General features: G+C 73.9%; 12 protein-coding genes. 3 read left to right on the forward strand and 9 right to left on the reverse strand.

Annotated features, from left to right (window positions below; all coding sequences use genetic code 11):
- The first annotated feature begins 104 nt into the window (after nt 1-104).
- A complete protein-coding gene (locus ACFWBD_RS20595; RefSeq protein WP_351764282.1) occupies nt 105-518 on the forward strand; it encodes an organic hydroperoxide resistance protein in 414 nt (137 codons plus the stop codon).
- Between the two features lie 71 nt (nt 519-589).
- On the opposite strand, the gene ACFWBD_RS20600 is transcribed toward ACFWBD_RS20595, so the two are convergent.
- The 9 genes from ACFWBD_RS20600 to ACFWBD_RS20640 form a co-directional block, all read right to left on the reverse strand.
- Complete coding sequence (locus ACFWBD_RS20600; protein WP_385668439.1) at nt 590-2,149, reverse strand: hypothetical protein; 1,560 nt, start codon at nt 2,147-2,149, stop codon at nt 590-592.
- 252 nt (nt 2,150-2,401) lie between these two features.
- A complete protein-coding gene (locus ACFWBD_RS20605; RefSeq protein WP_385668442.1) occupies nt 2,402-3,697 on the reverse strand; it encodes a hypothetical protein in 1,296 nt (431 codons plus the stop codon).
- Nucleotides 3,694-5,913: a CDP-glycerol glycerophosphotransferase family protein gene (locus tag ACFWBD_RS20610; RefSeq protein WP_385668445.1), complete on the reverse strand. Its 2,220-nt coding sequence runs from the start codon at nt 5,911-5,913 to the stop codon at nt 3,694-3,696. Before ACFWBD_RS20610 ends, ACFWBD_RS20605 begins: the two co-directional genes overlap by 4 nt.
- Nucleotides 5,914-5,921: 8 nt before the next feature.
- Nucleotides 5,922-8,126 carry a CDP-glycerol glycerophosphotransferase family protein gene (locus tag ACFWBD_RS20615; protein ID WP_385668448.1) on the reverse strand — a complete coding sequence of 735 codons (2,205 nt, stop codon included), beginning with the start codon at nt 8,124-8,126 and terminating at the stop codon, nt 5,922-5,924.
- 199 nt (nt 8,127-8,325) lie between these two features.
- A complete protein-coding gene (locus tag ACFWBD_RS20620; protein WP_385668451.1) occupies nt 8,326-10,602 on the reverse strand; it encodes a CDP-glycerol glycerophosphotransferase family protein in 2,277 nt (758 codons plus the stop codon).
- Between the two features lie 162 nt (nt 10,603-10,764).
- The gene (locus tag ACFWBD_RS20625) at nt 10,765-11,616 is read right to left on the reverse strand and encodes a carbohydrate ABC transporter permease (RefSeq protein WP_385668454.1); all 852 of its coding nucleotides are present in this window, start codon (nt 11,614-11,616) and stop codon (nt 10,765-10,767) included.
- Entirely contained in the window at nt 11,613-12,893 is a 1,281-nt protein-coding gene (locus ACFWBD_RS20630; protein WP_385668604.1) for a carbohydrate ABC transporter permease, read from the reverse strand. The genes ACFWBD_RS20625 and ACFWBD_RS20630 overlap by 4 nt, the downstream gene beginning before the upstream one ends.
- A gap of 70 nt (nt 12,894-12,963) precedes the next feature.
- The gene (locus tag ACFWBD_RS20635) at nt 12,964-14,346 is read right to left on the reverse strand and encodes an ABC transporter substrate-binding protein (protein WP_385668457.1); all 1,383 of its coding nucleotides are present in this window, start codon (nt 14,344-14,346) and stop codon (nt 12,964-12,966) included.
- 517 nt (nt 14,347-14,863) lie between these two features.
- On the reverse strand, nt 14,864-18,508 hold the full coding sequence (locus ACFWBD_RS20640) for an FHA domain-containing protein (RefSeq protein ID WP_385668607.1): 3,645 nt from the start codon (nt 18,506-18,508) through the stop codon (nt 14,864-14,866).
- Between the two features lie 335 nt (nt 18,509-18,843).
- Between ACFWBD_RS20640 and ACFWBD_RS20645 the strand changes: the two genes are divergently transcribed.
- The gene (locus ACFWBD_RS20645) at nt 18,844-20,553 is read left to right on the forward strand and encodes a serine/threonine-protein kinase (RefSeq protein WP_385668460.1); all 1,710 of its coding nucleotides are present in this window, start codon (nt 18,844-18,846) and stop codon (nt 20,551-20,553) included.
- Between the two features lie 158 nt (nt 20,554-20,711).
- Nucleotides 20,712-21,959, forward strand: coding sequence for a serine/threonine-protein kinase (locus ACFWBD_RS20650; RefSeq protein ID WP_385668463.1), 1,248 nt, complete (start codon nt 20,712-20,714; stop codon nt 21,957-21,959).
- Nucleotides 21,960-22,134: the final 175 nt, after the last annotated feature.

Below are 22,134 nucleotides of genomic sequence, written 5' to 3' on the forward strand. Positions count from 1 at the left end.
CAACTAAATTGTGTGCTCTACTTATCTCCGTGAGGCGGTCCGGACGCGAACGGCGCGAGGGCCGGCCACCCCCCGACACGACTTCCGAGAGGGATGGTTCATCCATGGACGCGCTCTACACCGCAGTCGCCACCGCCACCCACGGCCGCGACGGTCGCGCCGTCTCCTCCGACGGCAAGATCGACCTCCAGCTGGCCCCGCCGGTGGAGCTGGGCGGCAACGGTCAGGGCACCAACCCCGAGCAGCTCTTCGCCGCCGGTTACGCGGCCTGTTTCGGCAGCGCCCTCGGTCTCGTCGGCCGTCAGGCGAAGGTCGACGTCACCGACGCCGCCGTGACCGCCGAGGTCGGCATAGGCAAGCAGGGCGAGGGCTTCGGCCTCAAGGTGACGCTGCGCGTCGAGCTGCCCGAGGGTCTGGACGAGGCGACCGGCCGCAAGCTGGTCGAGACCGCCCACCAGGTCTGCCCCTACTCCAACGCCACCCGCGGCAACATCGAGGTCGACCTCGTCATCGAGTAGTCGCCGACCGCTGTGATCGCCGACCCGCTGCTGAGCGGTACGGCGGCGCAGCGGTTCGGTGGTGCAGCCGTTCAGTGGTTGCCGACCCGCGCCAGCACCTCCCCCGTCCGCCGGCTCCACGCCACCACCACGGCCTCCTCGGGCACCGGGTGCCAGCGCGTCAGGAGCAGCCAGCGGATGCGGTAGCGGTGGGCGATCCCCACCCGCTCGGCGCGGGTCGACTCGCGGGAGAGGTAGGTGCGCACGTCGTCGAGCCGCCGTAGCCGCTCCCGTTCGTCCAGGGCCGCGTCCGGCCAGGCCGGCGCGGCCAGGTTCGGCCCGTACCCGGCGATCGCGTGCACCGCGTAGTACCCGTCGGTGACCACCACCTCGCCGGGCCCGATGTACCGCGCGGCCCAGTCGTACGACGGCCAGCGCGGCGGCGGTTCGAAGCCGACCGGGTCCAGCGCGCGCGGCACGACCGCCCCCGCCTGCACCGTGAGGAAACCGAGGCAGGCCGCGGCCGCCGCGACCGCGCCCAGCACCCGCCGCCCCGGCCGCCAGGGCCGTCGCGCCGCCAGTTCCACGGCCGGCGCGAACTGGAGCGGTACCAGGGTGAGGCCGAGGATCCGCCCGTAGGTGTAGTGGCCGCTGACGAAGCCGTACGCCACCACCAGGCACTCCAGGGCGAACATCAGCACCAGCGGGTCGCGCACCGAGCGGCGGCCCCGCGCCCACAGCGCCGGCAGTCCCAGCAGCGCCAGCCAGAAGTGGCCCACCAGCCCGTCGTACAGCCGCCGGTGCATCGCGTCGACGCTGCCGTTTCCGGCCAGTTCGAACACGTCGAAGTACGGCCAGACCGCCGCCACCAGCAGCGCCATGGCCCCCGCCGCCGCCCACCGGGCGGCCACCGCGGCCCGCCACCCCCGCTGCCACCCCACGACGAAGGCCGCGCCCCCGGCCCCCGCCGCGACCGACGTGATCGGATGCACCAGCAGGATCACCCCGTACAGCACGCCCAGTGCCAGGTACCCGGTGTAGCCGCGCAGCCCGCTCGGCCCCACGTACCGCACCCGGCGCGCGTCACGCGCGCGCGTGCCCGCCAGGGCCCACGCCCAGAAGGTGAGCCCGATGGCGAAGGTGGACGGGTAGCCGAGGTTGCCGGTCATCGACATCAGGCCCAGGTAGCCGCTCCACCAGGCCCGCTCGGTGCCCCACAGCAGCGTCATCGCCGCCAGTGCGAGCACCGGCGCCCACGGCCTCGGCGTCAGCACGCGGGTGAAGCGGCCGATGCCGGTCAGCAGCACCAGCAGGTTCACCGGGCCGGCGACCCGCAGCACCTCCCAGCCCGTCAGCCCGGTCACCCGGGCGAACGCGCCCTCCGCCACCGCGTACGGCGAGTAGTACGGGCTGCCCGCACCCGGCAGATCGCCCGTCGGGTGTCGCGGGTCCAGCAGGCGGTCCTTGAGGCGTTCGACGACCGCCGCGTGCTGGCCGGCGTCGCAGCACTGCGGCACCCGCCAGTACGCCAGTGACATCGCCAGCCAGAACAGGAAGCCGAGGGCCTGGTACGGGGTCGGCCGCCACCCCCGCCCGCCGCGCAGCGCCGTCACGCCGAGCGCGGGCCGCCGGGTCAGGACATCGGTGCTCACCGGACCGCACCGGACCGGACCGCACCGGACCGGACCGCACCGGACCGGACCGCACCGGACCGGACCGCACCGGACCGGACCGCACCGGACCGGACCGGGCCGCATCCGGCCGTACCGGATCGGGCCGCGCCGGGGAGGGAGTGGAACAGGGAACCGGGCAAGGAACGCGACAGCGCACCGTACCGGTGTCCGAGCTGGGCAAAGAGGGGCATTGGCCGTATCTTCCCGTCCGGTCAACGGCCTTGCCGAAAGTCACCTCAAGGAGTGAGCCCGATCGGACCCGTCCTGGGCCGGCAGGGCCACCCGCCCCCACCCCCTCAGCACGGGCTCGAGCAACAGCGGCCCCCCCAGCACCGGCAGCAGCCACGCCAGCACGATCAGCCGGTCGCCCCAGATGGTGATGTCCGGGTGGCCGGCCTGGGTGAGGACCCCGGTGCAGGCGGCGCCGAGCACGAAGACGCCGAACGCCCGCCGCCGCCCCCGCGCCACACCCCAGGCACCGGCGGCCAGCGCGGTCACGAACAGCGGCTCCCACAGCTGCCGGCGCAGCCACTCCATCCAGAAGTTCCCCTGGAGGCTCAGGAACTCCGGCCACACGCGCGTGCGGTCGGGCCGGTCGAAGTGGTGGGTCAGCAGATCCTGGAGACTCTCCGCCTCGGACGGATAGTGCAGCAGCCTCGCCAGTACCAGCGTCCCCAGCACCCCGAAACCACCCGCGACGGCCACCACGACCACCCCGAGCCCCGGCGGCCGGCCGCGCCGCGATCGGCGTACGGCGATCAGCGCGCCCGCCCCCGCCAGACACAGCCCGAGGAACAGCGCCTGCGAGTGCTTGACGGTGAACAGGGCGGCCAGTGAACCGCCGACCAGCCACGCCCCCGCCCGCACCGCACCGTCCAGTGCCAGCGCGCACCCCCACACCGCCGCCAGCGTCAGCGCCAGCATCAGACCCTCGGTCATCGGGCGCATGGCGGTCGTACCGCACGGCAGCACGTAGTACAGGGCCTGCCCGGTCAGACAGACAGGGGCCGGCGCGCGCAGGGTGCGCAGGATCAGGAACACCAGGACCCCGCCCGCCGCCGCCACGGCGACCCCCGCCAGCCACACGCCCCAGGTCACGCCGAACAGCGTGATGAAGGGCAGCAGGAACACCGGGTAGCCGGGGCGCGCCTCGAAGATCCGCATGAAGCGCTCCGGCATGAACGGCACGGTGTGCCCGCCGGTCTGCCCCGCCCTCAGCCGCGCGTCGACGTTGCGCCACTCCCGCTTCCGGCATTCGGCGGCGACCCGGCGGCCGGGGTCGGGAGCGTCGAAGCGGAGCACGTCCACGCTCTGCCGGCGGGCCGCGGCCGAGGCCTCACCCGCGCAGGCGTAGTCGATGGTCGCGGCCGCCGCCTCGCGCTTGCTCTCCCCGCGCAGACCCAGCGCGTACGACAGGTAGTTCTTGCTGTCCGGCGTGTCCCGGCCGGTCACGTTCGCGAGCTGGAGCAGCGCGAACACGGCGACCAGGACCAGCACCCAGGTGCGCGGCCGCGGGGGAGTCCTCACGGCGACGCGAGCAGATCTCGGGCCCCGGCCGGGCCGGGCACCTTCGCGACGGCGGCCTGCTCGGGGAACTCCTCGCCCAGCAGCAGCCGCCGGACGACCCGTTCGGCGGCCCGCCCGTCGTCGTAGGCGCAGTACCGCTCCCGGAAGCCCGCCCGCAGCCGCGCCGACTCCTCGTCGCGCCAGCTGCCGGAGGTCAGCAGCCACGCCAGTTCCCGGTAGGTGCGCGAGACATGGCCGGGCGCGTCGGCGGTGACGTCGAAGTAGGCGCCCCGGCAGGCCGTGTACGCGGCCCAGTCGTCGGCGTGCACGACGATCGGCCGGTCCAGGTTGGCGTAGTCGAACATCAGGGCCGAGTAGTCGGTGACCAGGACGTCGGAGGCGAGCATGACGTCCTCGACGCGCGGCTCGTCCGTCGCGTCCACCAGCACTTTGCGCCGGTGCAGGTCGGCCAGGCCCATCCCGCGCGCCGGGCCGGTCGCCAGCGACGGGTGCAGCCGTACGACGAGGGTGTGCCCCGCGCCGAGGCCGGCGGCGAACCGGGCCAGGTCGAGCCGGTCGACGTGCCCGCCGCGCACGTGGTCGCGGCGGGTCGGCGCGTACAGCACGACCGTGTCGCCGGCCGGGATCCCGAGCCGTGCGCGGACCGCGAGACCGGCCTGCGCACCGGCGTTCACCAGCACGTCGTTGCGTGGGCTCCCGGTCCGCACCGAGGTGAAGTGACAGGGGTACGCCCGTTCCCAGACCAGTTCGGAGTGCTGGTTGGCGACCAGGCTGTAGTCCCAGCGGTCGGCACGGCGCAGCATCTGGGGCACGTCCACGCCGTACCGGGCGCCGGGCCGCTGGAGCAGGTCGGCCGCCATGTGCTTCAGCGGGGTGCCCTGGTGGGTGTGGATGTGGACGCTGCCGGGCCGTTTGGCCAGGGTGCCGGGCCAGTTGACGTTGTTGACGAAGAACCCGGCCCGCGCGCCGACCCGGCGGTAGGCGGGGGAGTCGAGCAGTACGTGCTCCACGCCCGCCGGGAGCCGCTCGGCCGTCTCCTCGTCGCGTACCACCCACACCCCGCGCAGCTGCGGTGCGATCTCCCGCGCCTTCTCGTAGACGGCCCCCGGATCGCCGAGCACGCCCCGGTGCGAGAACGCCGAGTACAGGACGAGGTGCGGATCCGGCGGGCGGTGCCCGCGCACGGCGCTCGGCCCCCGGCGCAGCCGCCCGCCCGCCGCCCGGCCCGCCTGCCCGCCGCGCCGGGCGAGCTCCCGGCCCGCCTGCCCGGCCTTCCGTTTGATCCGGTAGGCCGCGTAACCGCCCTCCAGGACCCGGAGTTCGGCGGGCACCGGCTCACCGGCCGGTTTGTGGCGGGCGAACAGCTCGGCCGTACGGCGGAAGAACTCGGCCTTGTCCGACGGCGGCAGCCGGTCCGGCTTGGCGAGGATGTCGAGACAGTGCTCGCCCATCTTGCGGTGCAGATAGGCCCGCCAGCTCGCGAGCCCGGGGCGGGAGTCGACGAAGGCGAAGACCCGCTCGTACTGGTCGTGGACGTCGAAGTGCTTGCGGCTGGTCGTGGACAGGATGTTGCCCTGCCGCCGCTGGCGGTAGTTCAGGCAGATCCTGTCCAGCGTGGCGATCCGCTCCGCGCTCAGCATGACCGGGAACGTCCAGGGCGTGTCCTCGTAGTAGCCGGGCGGGAACGAGAAGCCGTTTCGCTCGACGAACTCCCGCCGGTGGACCTTGTTCCACACGACCATCAACAGGTCGAGGATCCCGGGGCGTTCGGCTGCCGTGAAGGTGCCGTCGCCGGCCTCCGCGAGGACGTGGGCCAGGGCGTTCCTGCGGGTGCCGCCCCACCAGTAGGTGCGCGCGTAGTCGAAGACCAGCACGTCCGGGTCGCCGGCCTCGTCGAGCCGGTCGGCCATCGCGCGCAGCGCGCCCTGGGTGAGGGTGTCGTCGCTGTCGAGGAAGAACAGGTAGTCGCCGCCCGCGAGCGGCAGACCGGCGTTGCGGGCGCGGCCGAGGCCGGCGTTCTCCGGCAGGTGCAGGACCCGGACGCGGTCGTCGTGGGCCGCGTACTCGTCGAGGATCGCGCCGCAGCCGTCGGGCGAGCGGTCGTCGACGGCGATCACCTCGATGTCCCGGTACGACTGCTCCAGGACCGAGTCGAGACACTCGCGCAGGAAGCCCTGCACCTTGAAACAGGGGACGATGATGCTGAAGCGGGGCACTGCGGAGGTCAGCTCCTTACGAGGGTGGAGGCGGCGGGGGCCGGGACGCGCTCGGCGAGCGGCCGCACGGGCACGATCGCCTCGGGGGGCTCGCCGAGCAGCACCCGGCGCACCACGCGCTCGGCGGCCCGGCCGTCGTCGAACTGGCAGAAACGGGACCGGAATGCGGCCCGGCGGGCGCCGGATTCGGCGTCCGCGTACGAGCCGTCGCGGAACGCCCGGGCCAGCTCCTGCGGTGTGCGGGCGACCGGTCCCGGCGGGGCCGCCATCAGGTCGAAGTAGACGCCCCGGGTCTCCCGGTAGACGTCCCAGTCGTCGGCGTACACGACGATCGGGCGGTCCAGGTTGGCGTAGTCGAACATGATCGACGAGTAGTCGGTGACCAGCGCGTCGGCGGCCAGGCAGACCTCCTCGGAGGAGCGGTGACCGGTGACGTCGATGATCCGGCCGGTGCCGCGCCGGACGCCCCCGTCGTAGAAGTAGTGCGCCCGCAGCAGCACGACGACGTCCTTGCCGGCCGCCTCGCAGAAGGCCTCCAGGTCCAGGCCCGGCTCGAAACCGGTGAGGTGGTCGCGGTGGGTGGGCGCGTACAGGACGGCCGTGCTGCCCTCCGGCACGCCCAGTTCCCGCCGGACCCTGGCCACGTCGGCCGCGGTCGACGTGTAGAAGACGTCGTTGCGCGGATAGCCGTACTCCAGCTGCTCGTACGAGCCCGGGAAGGCGCGCTCCCACATCTGGGTGGAGTGGCTGTTGGAGGAGAGGTTGTAGTCCCAGCGGTCCACGCGGCCCAGCAGCTTGGTGAAGGAGCCGGTCGCGGCGGCGACGACCGGGTACGTCGACTGGTCGACGCCCATCTTCTTGAGCGGGGTGCCGTGCTGGGTCTGCACGTGCACACTGCCCTCGCGCTTGACCACGCCCTCCGCGAAGTTGGCGTTGTTGACCAGGTACTTGGCGCGGGCCAGGACCTGCCAGTAGCGGCGGCTGCCGATGACGGCGTGGTCCACGCCCTTTGGCATGGCGTGCGCCTGGTCGGCCTCGACGAGGAACACCGAGCGGATGTGCGGGGCGAGTTCGGCGGCCTTGGCGTGGATCGCGGCCGGGCTGCACGCGTAGCCGCGCCCCCAGTAGGCGCAGTACACCGCCAGGTTCGGGTCGATACGGCGGCGCAGCCCACGCCGGTAGAGCAGGCGGGTGCGCAGGCCCTGGGGGCGCGGGAGGCGCTCGACGGCGCCCGCGGCCTGCCGGTTGGCGCCGCGCAGCGCGCGGAACGCCGTGTAGGCCCCGGCCGCCAGCAGCCGGTGCTGCACTCCCAGGCTGCCGCCCGGCCCGCGGAAACCGGCCGGGCGGTGGCGCCGGTACAGCCGGCCGGCGCGGCGGAAGAAGGCCCGGCGGCGGCGCCCGGTCAGCCGGGCCGGATGCGCGGCCGTCTTCAGCACGGCGGCGAAGAGCTGCTCGAAGAGCGGACCCGACCGGTCTTCGGGCAGTCCGAGTTCGGCCGCCCGGGTCAGCACCGCGTCGGTGCGGTCCAGCAGCTCCGGATGGTGTTCGCCCGGCAGGTTCAGCCGGTTGCCCTGCCGCCGCAGCAGATGCCGTACGACGACCGAGCGCAGCACCGCGACCCGCTGGGCGTGCATGGTGACCAGGCCGCCGAAGCCGACGTCCGTGAAGTGCCCGTCGGGGAAGACGAGCCGGTGCTCGGCGACGAAGGAGCGCCGGTAGGCCGTGCCCCAGGCGGGCAGCTGCACGCCGGTGATGTGCGGGGCCTCGGCGGGGGAGAAGGCGCCCTTCGGAGCCCTCGCCAGCAGCGGGGCGGCCGGGTTGGTCGGCTCGCCGTCCCACCAGGGGGTGCGCTCGTGCTCGGTGTACAGGACGTCGACGTCGCCGGTCTCGGTCAGCCGGGCGTCCACCGTCGCCAGGGCGCCCGGGGCGAGGACGTCGTCACCGTCGAGGAACAGCAGATACGCACCGGCCGCCGCCCGGATCCCGGTGTTGCGTGCCCCGCTCAGCCCGGCGGACGGTGGCGAGTGCACCGGGGTCACCCGGGAGTCCCGCCGCGCGTACCCGGCGGCGAGGACCGCGGCCGGGGTGCCGGGCGCGTCGCTGACCGGGATCAGCTCGAAGTCGCCGAAGGACTGGGCCAGGACGGAGTCCAGCGCCAGGGACAGCCGGCCCGCGACCCCATGGGACGGGACGATGATGCTGAAGCGGGGCATTCTGCTCTTTCTCTGTCGGTCCGCGGCGGTCGGTCCGCGGCGGTCGGTCTGCGGCGGTCGGTCTGCGGGGGTTCGTCTGGGGCGGTGTTCTTCAGGCGGTACGGCCGGGCCGCCCGGCCGGCCGCCAGGTGGACGGCCGGGTCGGCGTGGGCCGCGACGAGCCGAAGGGCATGGCAACTCCCGGAAGGATGAGCGGGGTTCAGCGCCGGTCGGTGACGGGGAGGACCGGTCCCGCGGGCGGTGGCACATGGTCGAGCGCCGGGCGCCCCGCGGGCATCGCCGCCGAGGCGGCGGCCGACGGCACCGGACGGCGCTCGGCGAGCGGCACCACCGGGGGCAGCAGCGTCTCGCCCAGCACGACCCGCCGTACGACGCGCTCGGCGGCGCGGCCGTCGTCGTGCGGGCAGAACCGCTCGCGGAACGCGGCCCGCAGCTGGGCCGAGCGGGAGTCGCGCCAGTGGCCTGTCGTGAAGATGTCGATCAGCTCGTCCTCGCTGTGCGCGACTGCGCCCGGCGGGCAGGCGCGCAGGTCGAAGTAGGTGCCGCGGGCCGCCTCGTAGGCCTCCCAGTCGTCGGCGTGGATCACGATCGGGCGGTCCAGGCCGGCGTAGTCGAACATGAGGGACGAGTAGTCGGTGACCAGGGCGTCCGAGGCCAGGCAGAGGGACTCCACGCTCGGGTGGTCGGTGACGTCGATGACGCCGGGCACCGGCCGGCCAGCCGGCGCCTCCTGCCAGTAGTGGGCGCGGGCCAGGATCACGAAGCGGGGCCCCAGGCGGCGCAGGACCCGCTCCAGGTCGACCTGGGAGCGCTGGACGCGGCGGTAGTCGCGGTGCGTGGGCGCGTAGAGCACGGCGACCGTGTCGCGGGGGATGCCGAGGGACTCGCGCAGCCGGGCCACGTCCGCCGAGGTCGCCCGCTGGAAGACGTCGTTGCGGGGGTAGCCGTACTCGAGCGTCTCGTAGCGCCCGGGGTAGACGCGCTCCCAGGTGAGGGTGGTGTGGCGGTTGGCCGACAGGACGTAGTCCCATGTGTCGACGCCCCTCAGCAGTTCGGCGAAGTCCATGTCACGGGCGGCCGCCGGGCGTTCCTGGAGGTCGAGGCCCATGTGCTTGAGGGGCGTGCCGTGCTGGGTCTGCACGAAGACCTGACCGGGGCGCTTGACCAGCCGCCGGTCGAAGTTGACGTTGTTCACCAGGTACTTGGAGCGGGCCAGCGCCGTCCAGTAGGCGGCCGTCCCGGGGCGCACCTGGCGCGGGCCCGGCGGGACGGCCGCCCGGTGCTCGGGGCGGGCGATCCACGCCGTGCGCACCTGCGGCGCGAAGGTACGGAACGCGGCTTCCAGCGCGCCCGGGTTGCAGCTGTGCCCGCGGCCCCAGTACGCGGCGAACACGGCCCGGTCGGCGCGCAGCGGCAGCCGCAACTGGACGCGGTAGTGGGCCTGGAGGACGGCCGCCTTCAGCGCGCGGGCGAGCTTCGAGACGGCCTTGTGGGTGCGCCGGCGCACGGTCATGGACGCCTGGAGCACCCGGTAGGTGCGGTGCACGCCGAAGTGGACCAGCGTGTGGCGCAGCCGGGAGCGCAGCGGGACAGGCACGCCCGGAGTGCGGTAACGGCGGTAGTGGGCGCGGGCCCTGCGCAGGAACTCGGCGCGCGAACCGCGCGGGAGCCGGTCGCGCTTGGTGAAGACCGTGGAGAGGTGGTCGACCATGCGGCGGAACAACACCGGCCGCCAGCAGGCGAGTTCGGGTCGCCGCTCGACGAACGCGAAGACCCGGTCGTACTGCTCGAAGACGTCGAAGTGGCCCCGGCTGACGGTGGACAGGATGTTGCCCCGGCGGCGCTGCCGGTAGTGCACACAGACCCGGTCCAGCGTCGCGAGCGACTCCGCCGCCATCAGCGCCGGGTACGTCCACGGGGTGTCCTCGTAGTAGCCGGGCGGGAACGTCAGGCCCACGCCCTCGACGAACTCCCGCCGGTAGGCCTTGTTCCAGGCCACCATCAGCACCCTGAGCAGCCCCGGACGGTCCTGGAGCCGGAAGGGCGCCGGGCCGTCCTCGGTGAGCTGCGCCGCGAACTGGTTGCGTACGGTCTCGCCCGACCAGTACGTGCTCGCGTAGTCGTAGACCAGGACGTCCGGCTCGCGCGTCTCCTGCACCCGTTCGGCGATCGCGCGCAGCGCGTCCGGGGTGAGTGTGTCGTCGGAGTCCAGGAACAGCAGGTAGTCGCCGGTCGCCCGCTCCAGCCCGGCGTTGCGGGCCCGCCCCAGGCCGACGTTCTCCGGGAGGTGCACGGCGCGCACGCGCTCGTCGCGGGCCGCGAACTCGTCGATGATCTCGCCGCAGGCGTCCGGCGAACAGTCGTCGACGACGATCAGCTCGAGATCGGCGAACGACTGGGACAGCACCGATTCGAGGCACTCGTGCAGGTACGCCTGAACCTTGTACGCGGGGACGATGACACTGAACCTGGGCAAGGGACATCCATGGGTCGGCGCGGGCGGAAGACAGGGCCTTGCCCGGGAACGGCCGATGGAGTGAATTGGTTACGGTTCGTACGGCATACGGGGGATTACGGGTGAACGGGGAGGGGCGGGCCGATGACCCGGCCCGCCCCTGATCCACCGGCTGCCGACCGGCTACTTGACCGCGCCCGCCATCACGCCGGACACGAACTGCCGCTGGAACGCGAAGAACACGGCCAGCGGGACCACCATCGAGATGAACGCGCCGGGCGCGAGCACGTCGATGTTGTTGCCGAACTGCCGTACCTGCGTCTGGAGCGCGACCGTGATCGGCTGGCTGTCGGCGTTGGTGAACACCAGCGCGACGAGCATGTCGTTCCACACCCACAGGAACTGGAAGATGCCCAGGGACGCGATCGCGGGGCCGCCCAGCGGCAACACGACCCGTGCGAACAGGCGCAGTTCACCGGCGCCGTCGAGGCGGGCCGCCTCCAGCAGCTCGCGGGGGATCTCCGCGAAGAAGTTCCGCAGCAGGAACACCGCGAAGGGCAGTCCGAACCCGACGTGGAACAGGATCACTCCCAGGATGTTCCCGAACAGGCCGATCCTGCCGAACAGTTCGGCGATCGGGATGAGCGCCACCTGCACGGGCACGACCAGCAGCCCCACGACGGCCAGGAACCACCAGTCCCGGCCCGGGAACTCCATCCACGCGAACGCGTAGCCCGCGAGCGCGCCGATGACGACGACCAGGACCGTCGCCGGCACCGTGATCAGCACGGTGTTGACCAGGGAGCTCGTGATGTCGCCGTTCTCGAGCAGCTTCTGGTAGCTGTCGAAGGTGAGCCGGGAGGGCTCGCTGAACACCTTCCACCAGCCGTCGGCGCTCATGTCCTCGGGGGAACGGAGGGAGGAGACGAGCAGTCCGACGGTCGGCACCAGCCAGAACAGGCCGACGACGATCAGGAAGGCGCGCACCAGCCCGCCGTTGAGCTTCTCCATGATCCATTCGAGTCGCCCGCTCATCGCCTGACCTCCCGCCTGAGCCGACGCACGTTGAACCACATCACCGGGATCACCAGCAGCAGCAGGAACACCGCGATGGCGCTGGCGATGCCGGGCTGGTCCTCGGAGAAGCCCTTGCGGTACAGCTCCAGGGCGAGCACGTTCGCGTCGTCCTGAGAGGAGCCGGGGGCGATGATGAAGACCAGGTCGAAGACCTTCAGCACGTTGATCATCAGGGTGACGGCGACGACCGCGAGGACCGGCGCCAGGAGCGGGACGGTGACTCTGCGGAACACCTGCCACTCGCTGGCGCCGTCCACCCGGGCCGCTTCGAGCAGTTCCCGCGGGATCCCCGCGAGGCCGGCCGCGATCAGCACCATCGCGAAGCCCGCCCACATCCAGATGTACGAGCCGATGATCGCCGGTGTGACCAGCGAAGGGCCGAGCCAGTCCAGGCCGTTGTACGCCTCCTCGAAGTTGCTCGCGGGCAGCCGGAGCAGGGCGCCGTCCGCCTCGCCAGGAAGCGTGAAGGTGCCGTCGGCGGCCGCCTTCGTCGAGGCCACCACCTTGCCGTCCTTCACCGCCTCGATCTTCATTCCGGCGTAGCCCAGTTCGGACGGATCGGGTGCGCCGAGCGTGCCGACGCCCTTGCCGCGGGTGAAGTCCTGCCAGGCGGTCCCGGTGATCTCCCCCTGCTCGGGCCGCGCCTGCACCGCCTTCTGCGCGCTGCCGGGCATCTGGTCGGGGGCGACGCCGACCAGCGGCAGGGCGACCGGGACGCCGGTGCGGACCGGGGTCCTGGTGATGAAGCCGCCGTCCTCGGCCCGCAGCGGCGAGTCACGGCCCGGGTGGGCCTTCGGGAACGCCGACGACTCGGCGAACGTGTCGTGGACGCCCACCCACACCGCGTTGGCGACGCCCTTGTCCGGGTCCTGGTCGTAGACCAGCCGGAAGATGATGCCGGCGGCGAGCATCGAGATCGCCATCGGCATGAAGACGACCAGCTTGAACGCGGTGCCCCAGCGCACCCGTTCGGTCAGCACCGCGAAGATCAGACCGAGCGCGGTCGCGACCGTCGGCGCGAACACCACCCAGATCACGTTGTTCTTCAGGGCGGTACGGATGCCGTCGTCCGTGAAGAGGGCCTTGTAGTTGTCGACGCCGGCGAAGCCGTCGCCGGACCGGTCGTAGAAACTGCGCACGAGCGAGTACCCGATCGGGTAGACCACGAGCGCGCCGAGCAGCACCAGGGCGGGCAGCAGGAACAGCGCGGCCACCGTCCTCCGGGTGCCGGTCACGCTCTTGCGCGAGCGGGGAGGGGCGGGGGCCCCGGGAGCCCCCGCCACCGCGGGCGTTGTCATCGCCGCGTCAGTTCCCGTACGCCGCTGCCGCGTCCGACTCCAGTTTCGCCTGGATGCCGGCCACGTCCGTCGGGTTCTTCAGGAAGTCCTGGAGGTCCTTCCACTCGCCCTTGCCGGGGGTGCCGCCGAAGGCCTGGGGCGCCTGGTCGGACATGTCGAAGCGGAAGTCGTCGCCGGCCGCGACCAGCGCCTTGGCGATCGTCCGCTGGACCTCGTTCGGGTACACGGAGACGTCGACGTTCTTGTTCGGCGAGAGATAGCCGCCGAGCTTCGCCTGGATCTCCGCCGCGTCCGGCGAGGCCAGGAACGTCGCCAGCGCCTGCGCGCCCTTGGAGTCCTTCAGGATGACGGCCGCGTCACCGCCGGAGACCACCGGCGCGGTGTCGCCGGCCTTCGGGAACGGGAACACCTTGGCGTCCGTGCCGACCTTCGACTTGGTGTCGGCGATGTTGACCTGCACGAAGTCGCCCTCGTAGACCATGGCCGCCTTCGGCTGCTCGCCGCCGGTGAAGGTCTGGGTCACCGAGGCGGGGAACTCGGTCTGGAGCGCGCCGCTCGCGCCGCCCGCCACCCAGTCCTTCTTGCCCCAGACCTGGGCCAGGGTGGTCAGGGCCTCCTTCACGGAGGGGTCCGTCCACTTGATCTTGTGCTGGGCGAGCTGGTCGTACTTCTCCGGGCCCGCCTGGGAGAGGTAGACGTTCTCGAACCAGTCGGTGAGGGTCCAGCCGTCGGCGCCGCCGATCGAGAACGGGGTGACGCCGGAGTCGTACACCGTCTGAGCGGTGGTCAGCAGTTCCTGCCAGGACTTGGGTTCGGCCGCGCCCGCGTTCTCTAAGACCTTGGCGTTGTACCAGATCAGCGACTTGTTGGCGGCCTTGTAGTAGACGCCGTACTGCTTGTCGCCCACCTTCCCGATGTCCTGCCAGCCCTGCGAGTAGTTCTTCGAGAGCTCCGCCTGGGCCTCGGCGCCCAGCGGTTTGGCCCAGCCCTTGTCGGCGGCCTGCTTGATGGCGCCGGGCTGCGGCAGCATCGCCACGTCCGGCGGTGAGCCGCCCGCGATCTTCGAGCCGAGGAAGTTGATGATCGGGTCCTGGGCGGGCACGAAGGTGATCTTCGCGCCGGTGCGTTTCTCGAACTCGGCGAGGACCTTCTTGAAGTTCGCCTGTTCGGTGCCGGTCCACACGGCGGCCACTTCGAGAGTGGTGCCGTCCAGCTCGGGGAGGGTGAGGGTGTCGCCGGATTCCTTGCTCTTGGTGCTGCTGTCGCTTCCGCCGCTCTTGTCGTCGTCGCTGCCGCACGCCGTGAGCGAGAGCGCGAGGGCTCCCGCGAGGAGCGTGGCGGCCGCCTTCACGGTCCTGCGTGTCCGCATGGTGTTGCTCGTGCTGCGCATCACTGCCCCGTTCTTCGTCCTCGTCGACTCGTGAACGTTCGAGCGCTGTCCCGTGAGCACTGGTCTACGCCGGGTGCCTGGGCTCGGCAAGGGCGCCTGTGCCGTCAAGCGGGGGATCGTGACCGCGTCGTGATCGCCACGCACGTGATTGCCGATGCGAGGCGGATACGACGCCGGTGCACGAGTCCGACACGGGCGTCGGCCGGGGGCCACCTCCCCCGGCCGCGCGGGCCGGCCTCGGCCGCTCCGGACTCGCGCGGGCCGGCCTCGGCCGCTCTGGACTCGCCCGCTCCGGACTCGCGCGGGCCGGCCTCGGCCGCTCCGGACTCGCGCGGGCCGGCCTCGGCCGCTCCGGACTCGCGCGGGCCGGCCTCGGCCGCTCCGGACTCGCGCGGGCCGGCCTCGGCCGCTCCGGACTCGCCCGGGCCGGACTCGGCCGCTTCGGACTCGCCCGGGCCGGACTCGCCCGCTTCGGACTCGCCCGGGCCGGACTCGGCCCCGAAGGAAGGGCCTCGGCTCAGGTTCCCCCGGCGGGCGCGCCCCCGGACGGGCTGAGTTGCCGCGCGGCCCGCTCCAGGGCGCTGGCCAGCAGGGCCAGGTCCGTCGGGCCGTTGCCCAGCTCCCGTACCGGGCGGCGGGCCGGGGGGTCGCCCATGCGATGCCACTCCAGGGGGACCACCGTGGGCCGCAGGGTCGCCGTACGGGGGATGCGGCCCGTGACACGGCCGCCCTGGAAGAGGGTGAGGCGGCCGTCCGCGCCCTTGAGGCGGCCGCGGCCCGGCGCCGGTTCGTCCGTGCCGGAACCCGGCGGGTCCAGAGTGATCCGGACGGTGGACAGCCGGGCCGGTTCCGACTCCGCCGTACGACCCCCGGGGCCCGCCGCGACCACCAGGTGCACGCCGAGCCGCTCGCCCTCGCGGGCCACCGCCTCCAGCGCGCGCATGACCGAGCCGGCGGCCGGCCGGCCGGGGGAGCCGAGGGCGGGGGAGACGAGAGCGTCCAGGTCGTCGACGACCACCACCAGACGGGGCAGCGGGGACACCGCCTCGGCCCGCTGCCGGGCGGCCGCTCCCGGGCGCAGCCGCAGGGTGGTGCTGGGCGGGGCCTCGATGTCGGCGGCGCCACCGGCGGAGCCGCCGCCGGGCCCGGCTCCGGGCGGCGGGGTGTTCGGGGTGCGTTGCGGGACGATACGGCCGGACACCGCGCGCTGCGTGTGCCACTCCGCGAAGCCTGAACGGCCCAGCAGTTCGGACCGCCGCTTCAGCTCGGCGCTCAGCGACTGCGCGAACTCCCGCATGCGGACCGGGTCGTTGGCGGTGAGGTGGGTGGTGACATGCGGTACGTCCGTACAGATCCGCAGGCCGTCACCCTGTCCGCCGCCGCCCTTGCCGACGGTGTCGCGGCCGTCCAGCAGGATGATGCCCAGCCGGTCCGGCCGCTCGGCGGCGGCCAGCGAGGCCACGACCGCCCGCAGCAGCTCCGTACGCCCGCTGCCGGTCGGGCCCTCGATCAGCAGGTGCGGGCCCTCGGCGACCAGATCCACGCCGACCGGGCCGCGCGGCCCCGCGCCGAGCACGGCCCACGCCCGTCCGCCGAGCGCCTCGGCGTCGTCCGCCGCGTCCGCCCAGCGGGCCATCAGCGAGGCGGGCGTGGCCCGGGCGAGGCCCAGCTTGTCCAGCAGCCGGGCCGACTGGGGCAGCGGCGCCGACACCCGCGTCTGCCGCCCACCGCCGCCGCCCGCGCCGTCCGGGCGCAGCGGCGCGAGGGCCCGTGCGAAGCGTTCGGCCCAGGCGAGGGAGACCGCGTCCACCGCGCCGACCGTGCCGGGTCCCACCGGGCCGGGCCGCTCCGTCTGCGCCCCGGCAGGCGCGACCCGCAGCAGCCGCAGCGCCGTCGCCACGTCTCCGCTGAGCAGTGCGACGGCTCCGCACGCGCGGAAGGTCGGCGCCGCCGCGCAGGCCGCTTCGTAGGTCTCGGTCACCGGAGAGGAAGGGGAGGCGGCGGGCGTCTCGGCCAGGCAGACGAGGTGTATCCCGGCGCGTGGTCCGGCGACCGCCAGCCGGGCCACCGCCTCGCGCAGGTCGGCGCCGCCGGGATCGCCGTCCACGACGACCACCGTGTAGGGGCCGGGGAAACCGCCGTCGCCCGTCTCGTCCGGCACGGCCCAGGAGGGGCGGTGGCCGGCGCCACGGGGCGCGGGCACCTGGACCGTTCCCGCGCCGCTCGGACCGCCCGCGCTGTCGGCCAGGTGGTCCTCCAGCCGGCGCAGCAGCTCGTCGGCGCGGGCCGTGGCCTGGTCGCGGTCGTAGGCGAGCAGGAGACGGCAGTCCTGTCCGTGTCCCGGGCGCAGCTGCGGCAGCCAGCCCAGCCAGGACCACTCGGCGACCCGCTCCTCCTCGGAACGCGCGCGGTCCGTGCTGATCAGGACGATTTCCAGGGTGTCGGGGGAGTGCAGCGCGGCGAGCTGGGCCAGCACCGCGCGTGCCAGCCCGGACAGCCGCGGGCGCGGCCCGGCCAGACCGAGCGCGCCGACCTCGCGCAGCCCCGTCGTCACCGGTACGGCGGGCAGCAGACCCGAGCCGTCGGGGGCCGGCCGGTCGGCCGTGCCGAGCCGCACGGTGAGCGCCTCCGGGTGCCCCGGGCCGCGTTCCCAGAGCCGGGGGCCCGGGCCCAGCGCCGTCAGCAGCAGCGCCGCCGGGTCCGGCCAGGTCTCGGGGGCGGGCGGCACGGCGGCCGGCGGGTACGCCCGGGCTCCGGCCGCCTCCTCGTCGAGGGTCCCGGGTACGTCCGTGTCCTGCTCGTCACCGCGGCCGCCGGCCAGCCGGCGCGCCCACGCGGAGAGACCTCCCCGTTTGCGCACGCCCGGGGGCACGTCGGTGCCCCGCAGCGGGGTGCCTTTACGGCGGCCCGCCGCGCGCGGATCGGCTTCGGGGACGTCGTCGTAGGGGGACGCGGACGGGGACCTGGGCGGAGAGGCGGACGGGGTGGCGGAGTCGGGAGCGGAGGCGGCGGTGCGGTGCGGGGTGCCCGTGTCCTCGGCCGCGCCGTGCGGTCCACGGACGTCGTCGTACGCCCCCGTGAACGAGCCGAGGCCCGAGTGGCCGGCGTGGGTGGTCATGGAGCCTTCACCCGCTCCGGGCACACCACCGGAGGCAGCCGTGCCGGGCGGGGTCCGGCGCACCGGGTCCCCCGGGCGGGCCGCGCCGCCGGGCCGGCTCTCGATGCGCGGCGCCGTGCCCTGGCCGGGCACCACCGGAGGCGCCGGGTGGTTCTCCGCGCCGCGCGTCCGCCCGCCCCGGTCCTCCGACGCGCCGTTCCAGTCCACCGTGCCGTGGGCGTGGCCGGTCGGGCCCGAGGGGCCTTCCCGGTCGCCCGCGCCGCCGCCCGCACGCGCGTGTGCCGCGCCCGCGACGGGGCCGCCGGGACGGTCGCCGCCCGCGGCGGGGTCGGTGCCCGCGCAGGGCACCCGGACGTGCCCCTCGCCGTCCGGAGTGGTCGTCGCCCGTGGACCCGGGCCGCCGGGCGGGGCCAGGCGCAGGGCCGACTCGCCGACACGCAGCAGGGCGCCGGGGGAGAGGCGGACGGGACGGTCCTGTACCCGGGAGCCGTCCAGGGTGGTGCCGTTGGTGGAGCCGAGGTCGGCGACCGTGACCCGGCCCTCGGGGGACAGCGTCACCGCGCAGTGCAGGCGGGAGACGTCCGGGTCGTCGAGGGGCACGTCGGCGTCGGCGGAGCGGCCCACGCGGACCTGGCCGCCGTGCAGCAGGTGGACCCCGCCCGCGTCGGGCCCGGCCACCACGTGCAGACGGGCGGGGGCTTCGTCGACCTCGGGATGCGGCTCGGGGTCGGCCGGGGCGCCCAGGGACAGCACGGCACCGTCGATCAGCGGCGGCTCGCCGAGCGTGCAGCGCTGGGTGTCGAGCCGCTCCACGCCCGCGTAGAGCACGACCGCGGCCGCGGAGGAGGCCGAGGCGGCGCCGTCTCCGGAGACCGCCGCGGCCAGCGCGGACGCCACCGTGGCCAGGGCCGTGCCGGCGGGCGCCGTGACCAGCACGTCGCAGCTCGCGGAGCGGGCCCGCGCCTGAGGTCCTCCCGCACGAGCGGAGCCCGGCGCGGGGAAGGGCGCGCCCGTCGGGTCTACGACGGTCAGCCGGATCTGCATCGCCGTCAGCGGTCCCTTCTGCACGGGCGCGGTTTCCCCCCACCCCACACGAGCACAGCGGCCAGTACTGAAGGCATCCTCGCACCTGTCACTGACAACGCGCCCCACACCCGGGGACAAGTGATCTTGATTGGTCGGCTCTGCCCGCAAAAGTGCCTGACAAGTGCGTCACCGGCGATCAGTTGAGATCGGTCACCTACGGCCACGGCAACCAGGAAGACCAAGCCGAGCGTCTTTCCTTCGGACAAGGACGACAGCCCGGTGTCCGCACCGCGGCACTACAGTGGGTCGGAACACGGACAGGACAGGCAAGCAAGCAGCAGGGAGCGCGTGACGTGCGGCCAGTCGGCAGCAAGTACCTGCTCGAGGAGCCGCTCGGACGCGGCGCCACGGGCACCGTCTGGCGAGCCCGCCAGCGCGAGACCGCGGGCGCCGAGGCGGCCGTGGCCGGCCAGCCCGGGGAGACCGTCGCGATCAAGGTCCTCAAGGAGGAGCTCGCGAACGACCCCGATGTCGTGATGCGCTTCCTGCGCGAGCGGTCCGTGCTGCTGCGCCTGACCCACCCGAACATCGTCCGGGTCCGCGACCTGGTCGTCGAGGGCGATCTGCTGGCGCTGGTCATGGACCTCGTCGAGGGCCCCGACCTGCACCGCTACCTGCGCGAGAACGGCCCCTTCACGCCCGTCGCCGCCGCCCTGCTCACCGCCCAGGTCGCCGACGCGCTCGCCGCCAGCCACGCCGACGGCGTCGTGCACCGCGACCTGAAGCCGGCCAACGTCCTGCTGATGCAGAACGGCGGGCAGATGCACCCGCTGCTCACCGACTTCGGCATCGCGCGCCTCGCCGACTCCCCGGGCCTGACCCGGACCAGCGAGTTCGTCGGCACGCCCGCGTACGTCGCGCCGGAGTCCGCAGAGGGCCGCCCGCAGACCTCGGCCGTGGACATCTACGGCGCCGGCATCCTGCTGTACGAGCTGGTCACCGGGCGTCCGCCGTTCTCCGGCGGCTCCGCCCTGGAGGTCCTGCACCAGCACCTGAACGCGGAGCCGCGCCGCCCCTCCACCGTCCCCGACCCGCTCTGGACGGTCATCGAGCGCTGCCTGAGCAAGAACCCCGACCACCGGCCGAGCGCCGAGAACCTCGCGCGCGGGCTGCGGATCGTCGCCGAGGGCATCGGGGTGCACGCGAACTCGATGCAGATCGCCGCCGCCGACGGCGTCGGTCATCTGCTCGCGCCCGACCCGGCGCCCGCGACCGTGCCGGGCGGCGCCTACGACCCGAACGCCGCGACCAGCGTCCTGCCGCACACGGCCGGTCCCGCGGGCGCCGCCGACGCCACCGCCGTCCTGCCGCACACGAGCGGTCCCGCGGGCGCCGCCGATCCGACGGCCGTCCTGCCGCCCGTGCCGCCGCACCAGCCGGGACAGCAGGGCGGGCCGGGGCAGCAGGGCCAGGAGCCGCATCCCTGGCAGTCCCAGATGCGGGCCGCCCGCGACCGCAACGAGCCCACGCAGGTCCAGCAGTACCTCGACCCGGGCGAGGACCCGCTGCGCCGCCGCCCCCAGCGGCAGGTCTCCCGCCAGCAGCCGCAGCAGCCGTATCCGCAGCAGAATCAGCAGCAACAGCGGCCTCAGCAGCGTCCGCAGCAGCAGCCCGGCCACGGCTACCAGGGGCAGCCGCAGCAGCAGTACGCGCCGCCGCAGCACCAGCAGGCCCAGCAGCAGCCCCAGCGGTACGCGCCGCAGCCCCAGCAGCAGCCGAGGCAGCGGCCCGAGCCGGAGCCCCGGCAGCCGCGGGAGCCGAGGCAGCGCAGCGCCAACCCGATGAAGATCCCCGGACTGGGCTGCCTGAAGGGCTGCCTGTTCACGATCGTCATCCTGTTCGTGGCCGGCTGGCTGATCTGGGAGCTGAGCCCGCTCCAGGGCTGGATCGGCACCGGCAAGAACTACTGGCAGCTGATCAGCGGCTGGTTCAACGACGTCACCGGCTGGATCGGCGACCTGGCCGACTCGGGCGGCAGCGGCACGGGCGGCACCGGCAACTGAGCCACCGGCAACCGGGCCAGCGGGGACCGCACAGGCTCCGGTCCTGACCGCGATTTTGTGTACTTGTCGACATCCGGCGGGTGATTTCCGTCTCCGCGGTGAAGGTTGGCTCCTCGGACGCGTACGTTGATGGGCAACACGCGTCTGTAGGAGCAGCCTTGGCACGGAAGATCGGCAGCCGGTACACCGCCCACCAGATCCTGGGACGGGGCAGCGCCGGCACGGTGTGGCTGGGCGAGGGACCGGACGGACCCGTCGCCGTCAAGCTGCTGCGCGAGGACCTCGCCTCCGACGAGGAGCTCGTGGGCCGCTTCGTGCAGGAGCGCACGGCACTCCTCGGCCTGGAGCACCCGCACGTGGTGTCCGTACGGGACCTGGTGGTCGACGGCAACGACCTGGCCCTGGTCATGGATCTCGTGCGCGGCACGGACCTGCGCACCCGCCTCGAACGGGACAGGCGGCTCGCGCCCGAGGCCGCCGTGGCGATCGTCGCGGACATCGCCGAGGGACTGGCCGCCGCGCACGCGGCCGGGATCGTGCACCGCGACGTGAAGCCCGAGAACATCCTGCTCGACATGCAGGGTCCGCTCGGCCCCGGCGGCTCGCACCGCGCGCTGCTGACCGACTTCGGCGTCGCGAAACTGATCGACACCCCCAAACGGACCCGCGCCACGAAGATCATCGGCACGCCGGACTACCTGGCGCCGGAGATCGTGGAGGGCCTGCCGCCGCGCGCCTCGGTGGACATCTACGCCCTGGCGACCGTGCTGTACGAGCTCCTCGCGGGCTTCACACCGTTCGGCGGAGGCCACCCCGGCGCGGTGCTGCGCCGTCACGTCACGGAGTCCGTCGCCCCGCTCCCCGGCATCACGGACGAGCTCTGGCAGCTCATCGTGCAGTGCCTGGCGAAGGCGCCGGCGTCCCGGCTGCGGGCGTCCGAGCTGGCGGCGCGGCTGCGGGAGCAGCTGCCGACACTGGCCGGGATGCCGCCGCTGGACGTCGACGAGCCGGACCCGGAGCAGGAGGAGGGCGAGCCGGCCGAGACCGCGCCCTCCGCGTCCTCTCCCGCGGCTCCCTCGGGGAAGGCACGGCGCGGGTCGGTCCCGCTGGTGCCCGGCGCGAAGCCGGACTCCAACCGGGACACCCATACCTCGATGCGGGTGCCCGCGCCGGACGAGCTGGCGGGCGGGGCACACGGCACGGCACGGGTGCCGAGGGCGGCCGGCGCGCCGCGCCCCGGCTCGGCACGGAACCGTTCCGCCACCCGACGGCGGCGGATCACGCTGAGCGTGGCGGCGGTGGCGTTGGTCGCCGCGGCGGGATTCGGCACCTGGGCGGCCACCTCCGGCGACGACGCGGGGGCGACCCCGCAGGACACGAAGAACTCGGCGCCGACGTCACCGTGATCCCGGGGCCGCCGCCCCCGGACCTCCGTTTCGGCCCTGAAGGGGCCTCGTCCTCGGGCTCCCCCGGAGGGGGCGCCCCCGGACGGGCGGTGGGTGGGCACAGGCCGGGGATCCGGGGGCGGGGCCGGCAGGGACCGGCCGCGGGCGGTGCCCGGCACTCCCCGGTTGGCGGAGC

This window comes from Streptomyces sp. NPDC060002, assembly GCF_042737245.1.
Taxonomy (GTDB): Bacteria; Actinomycetota; Actinomycetes; order Streptomycetales; family Streptomycetaceae; genus Streptomyces.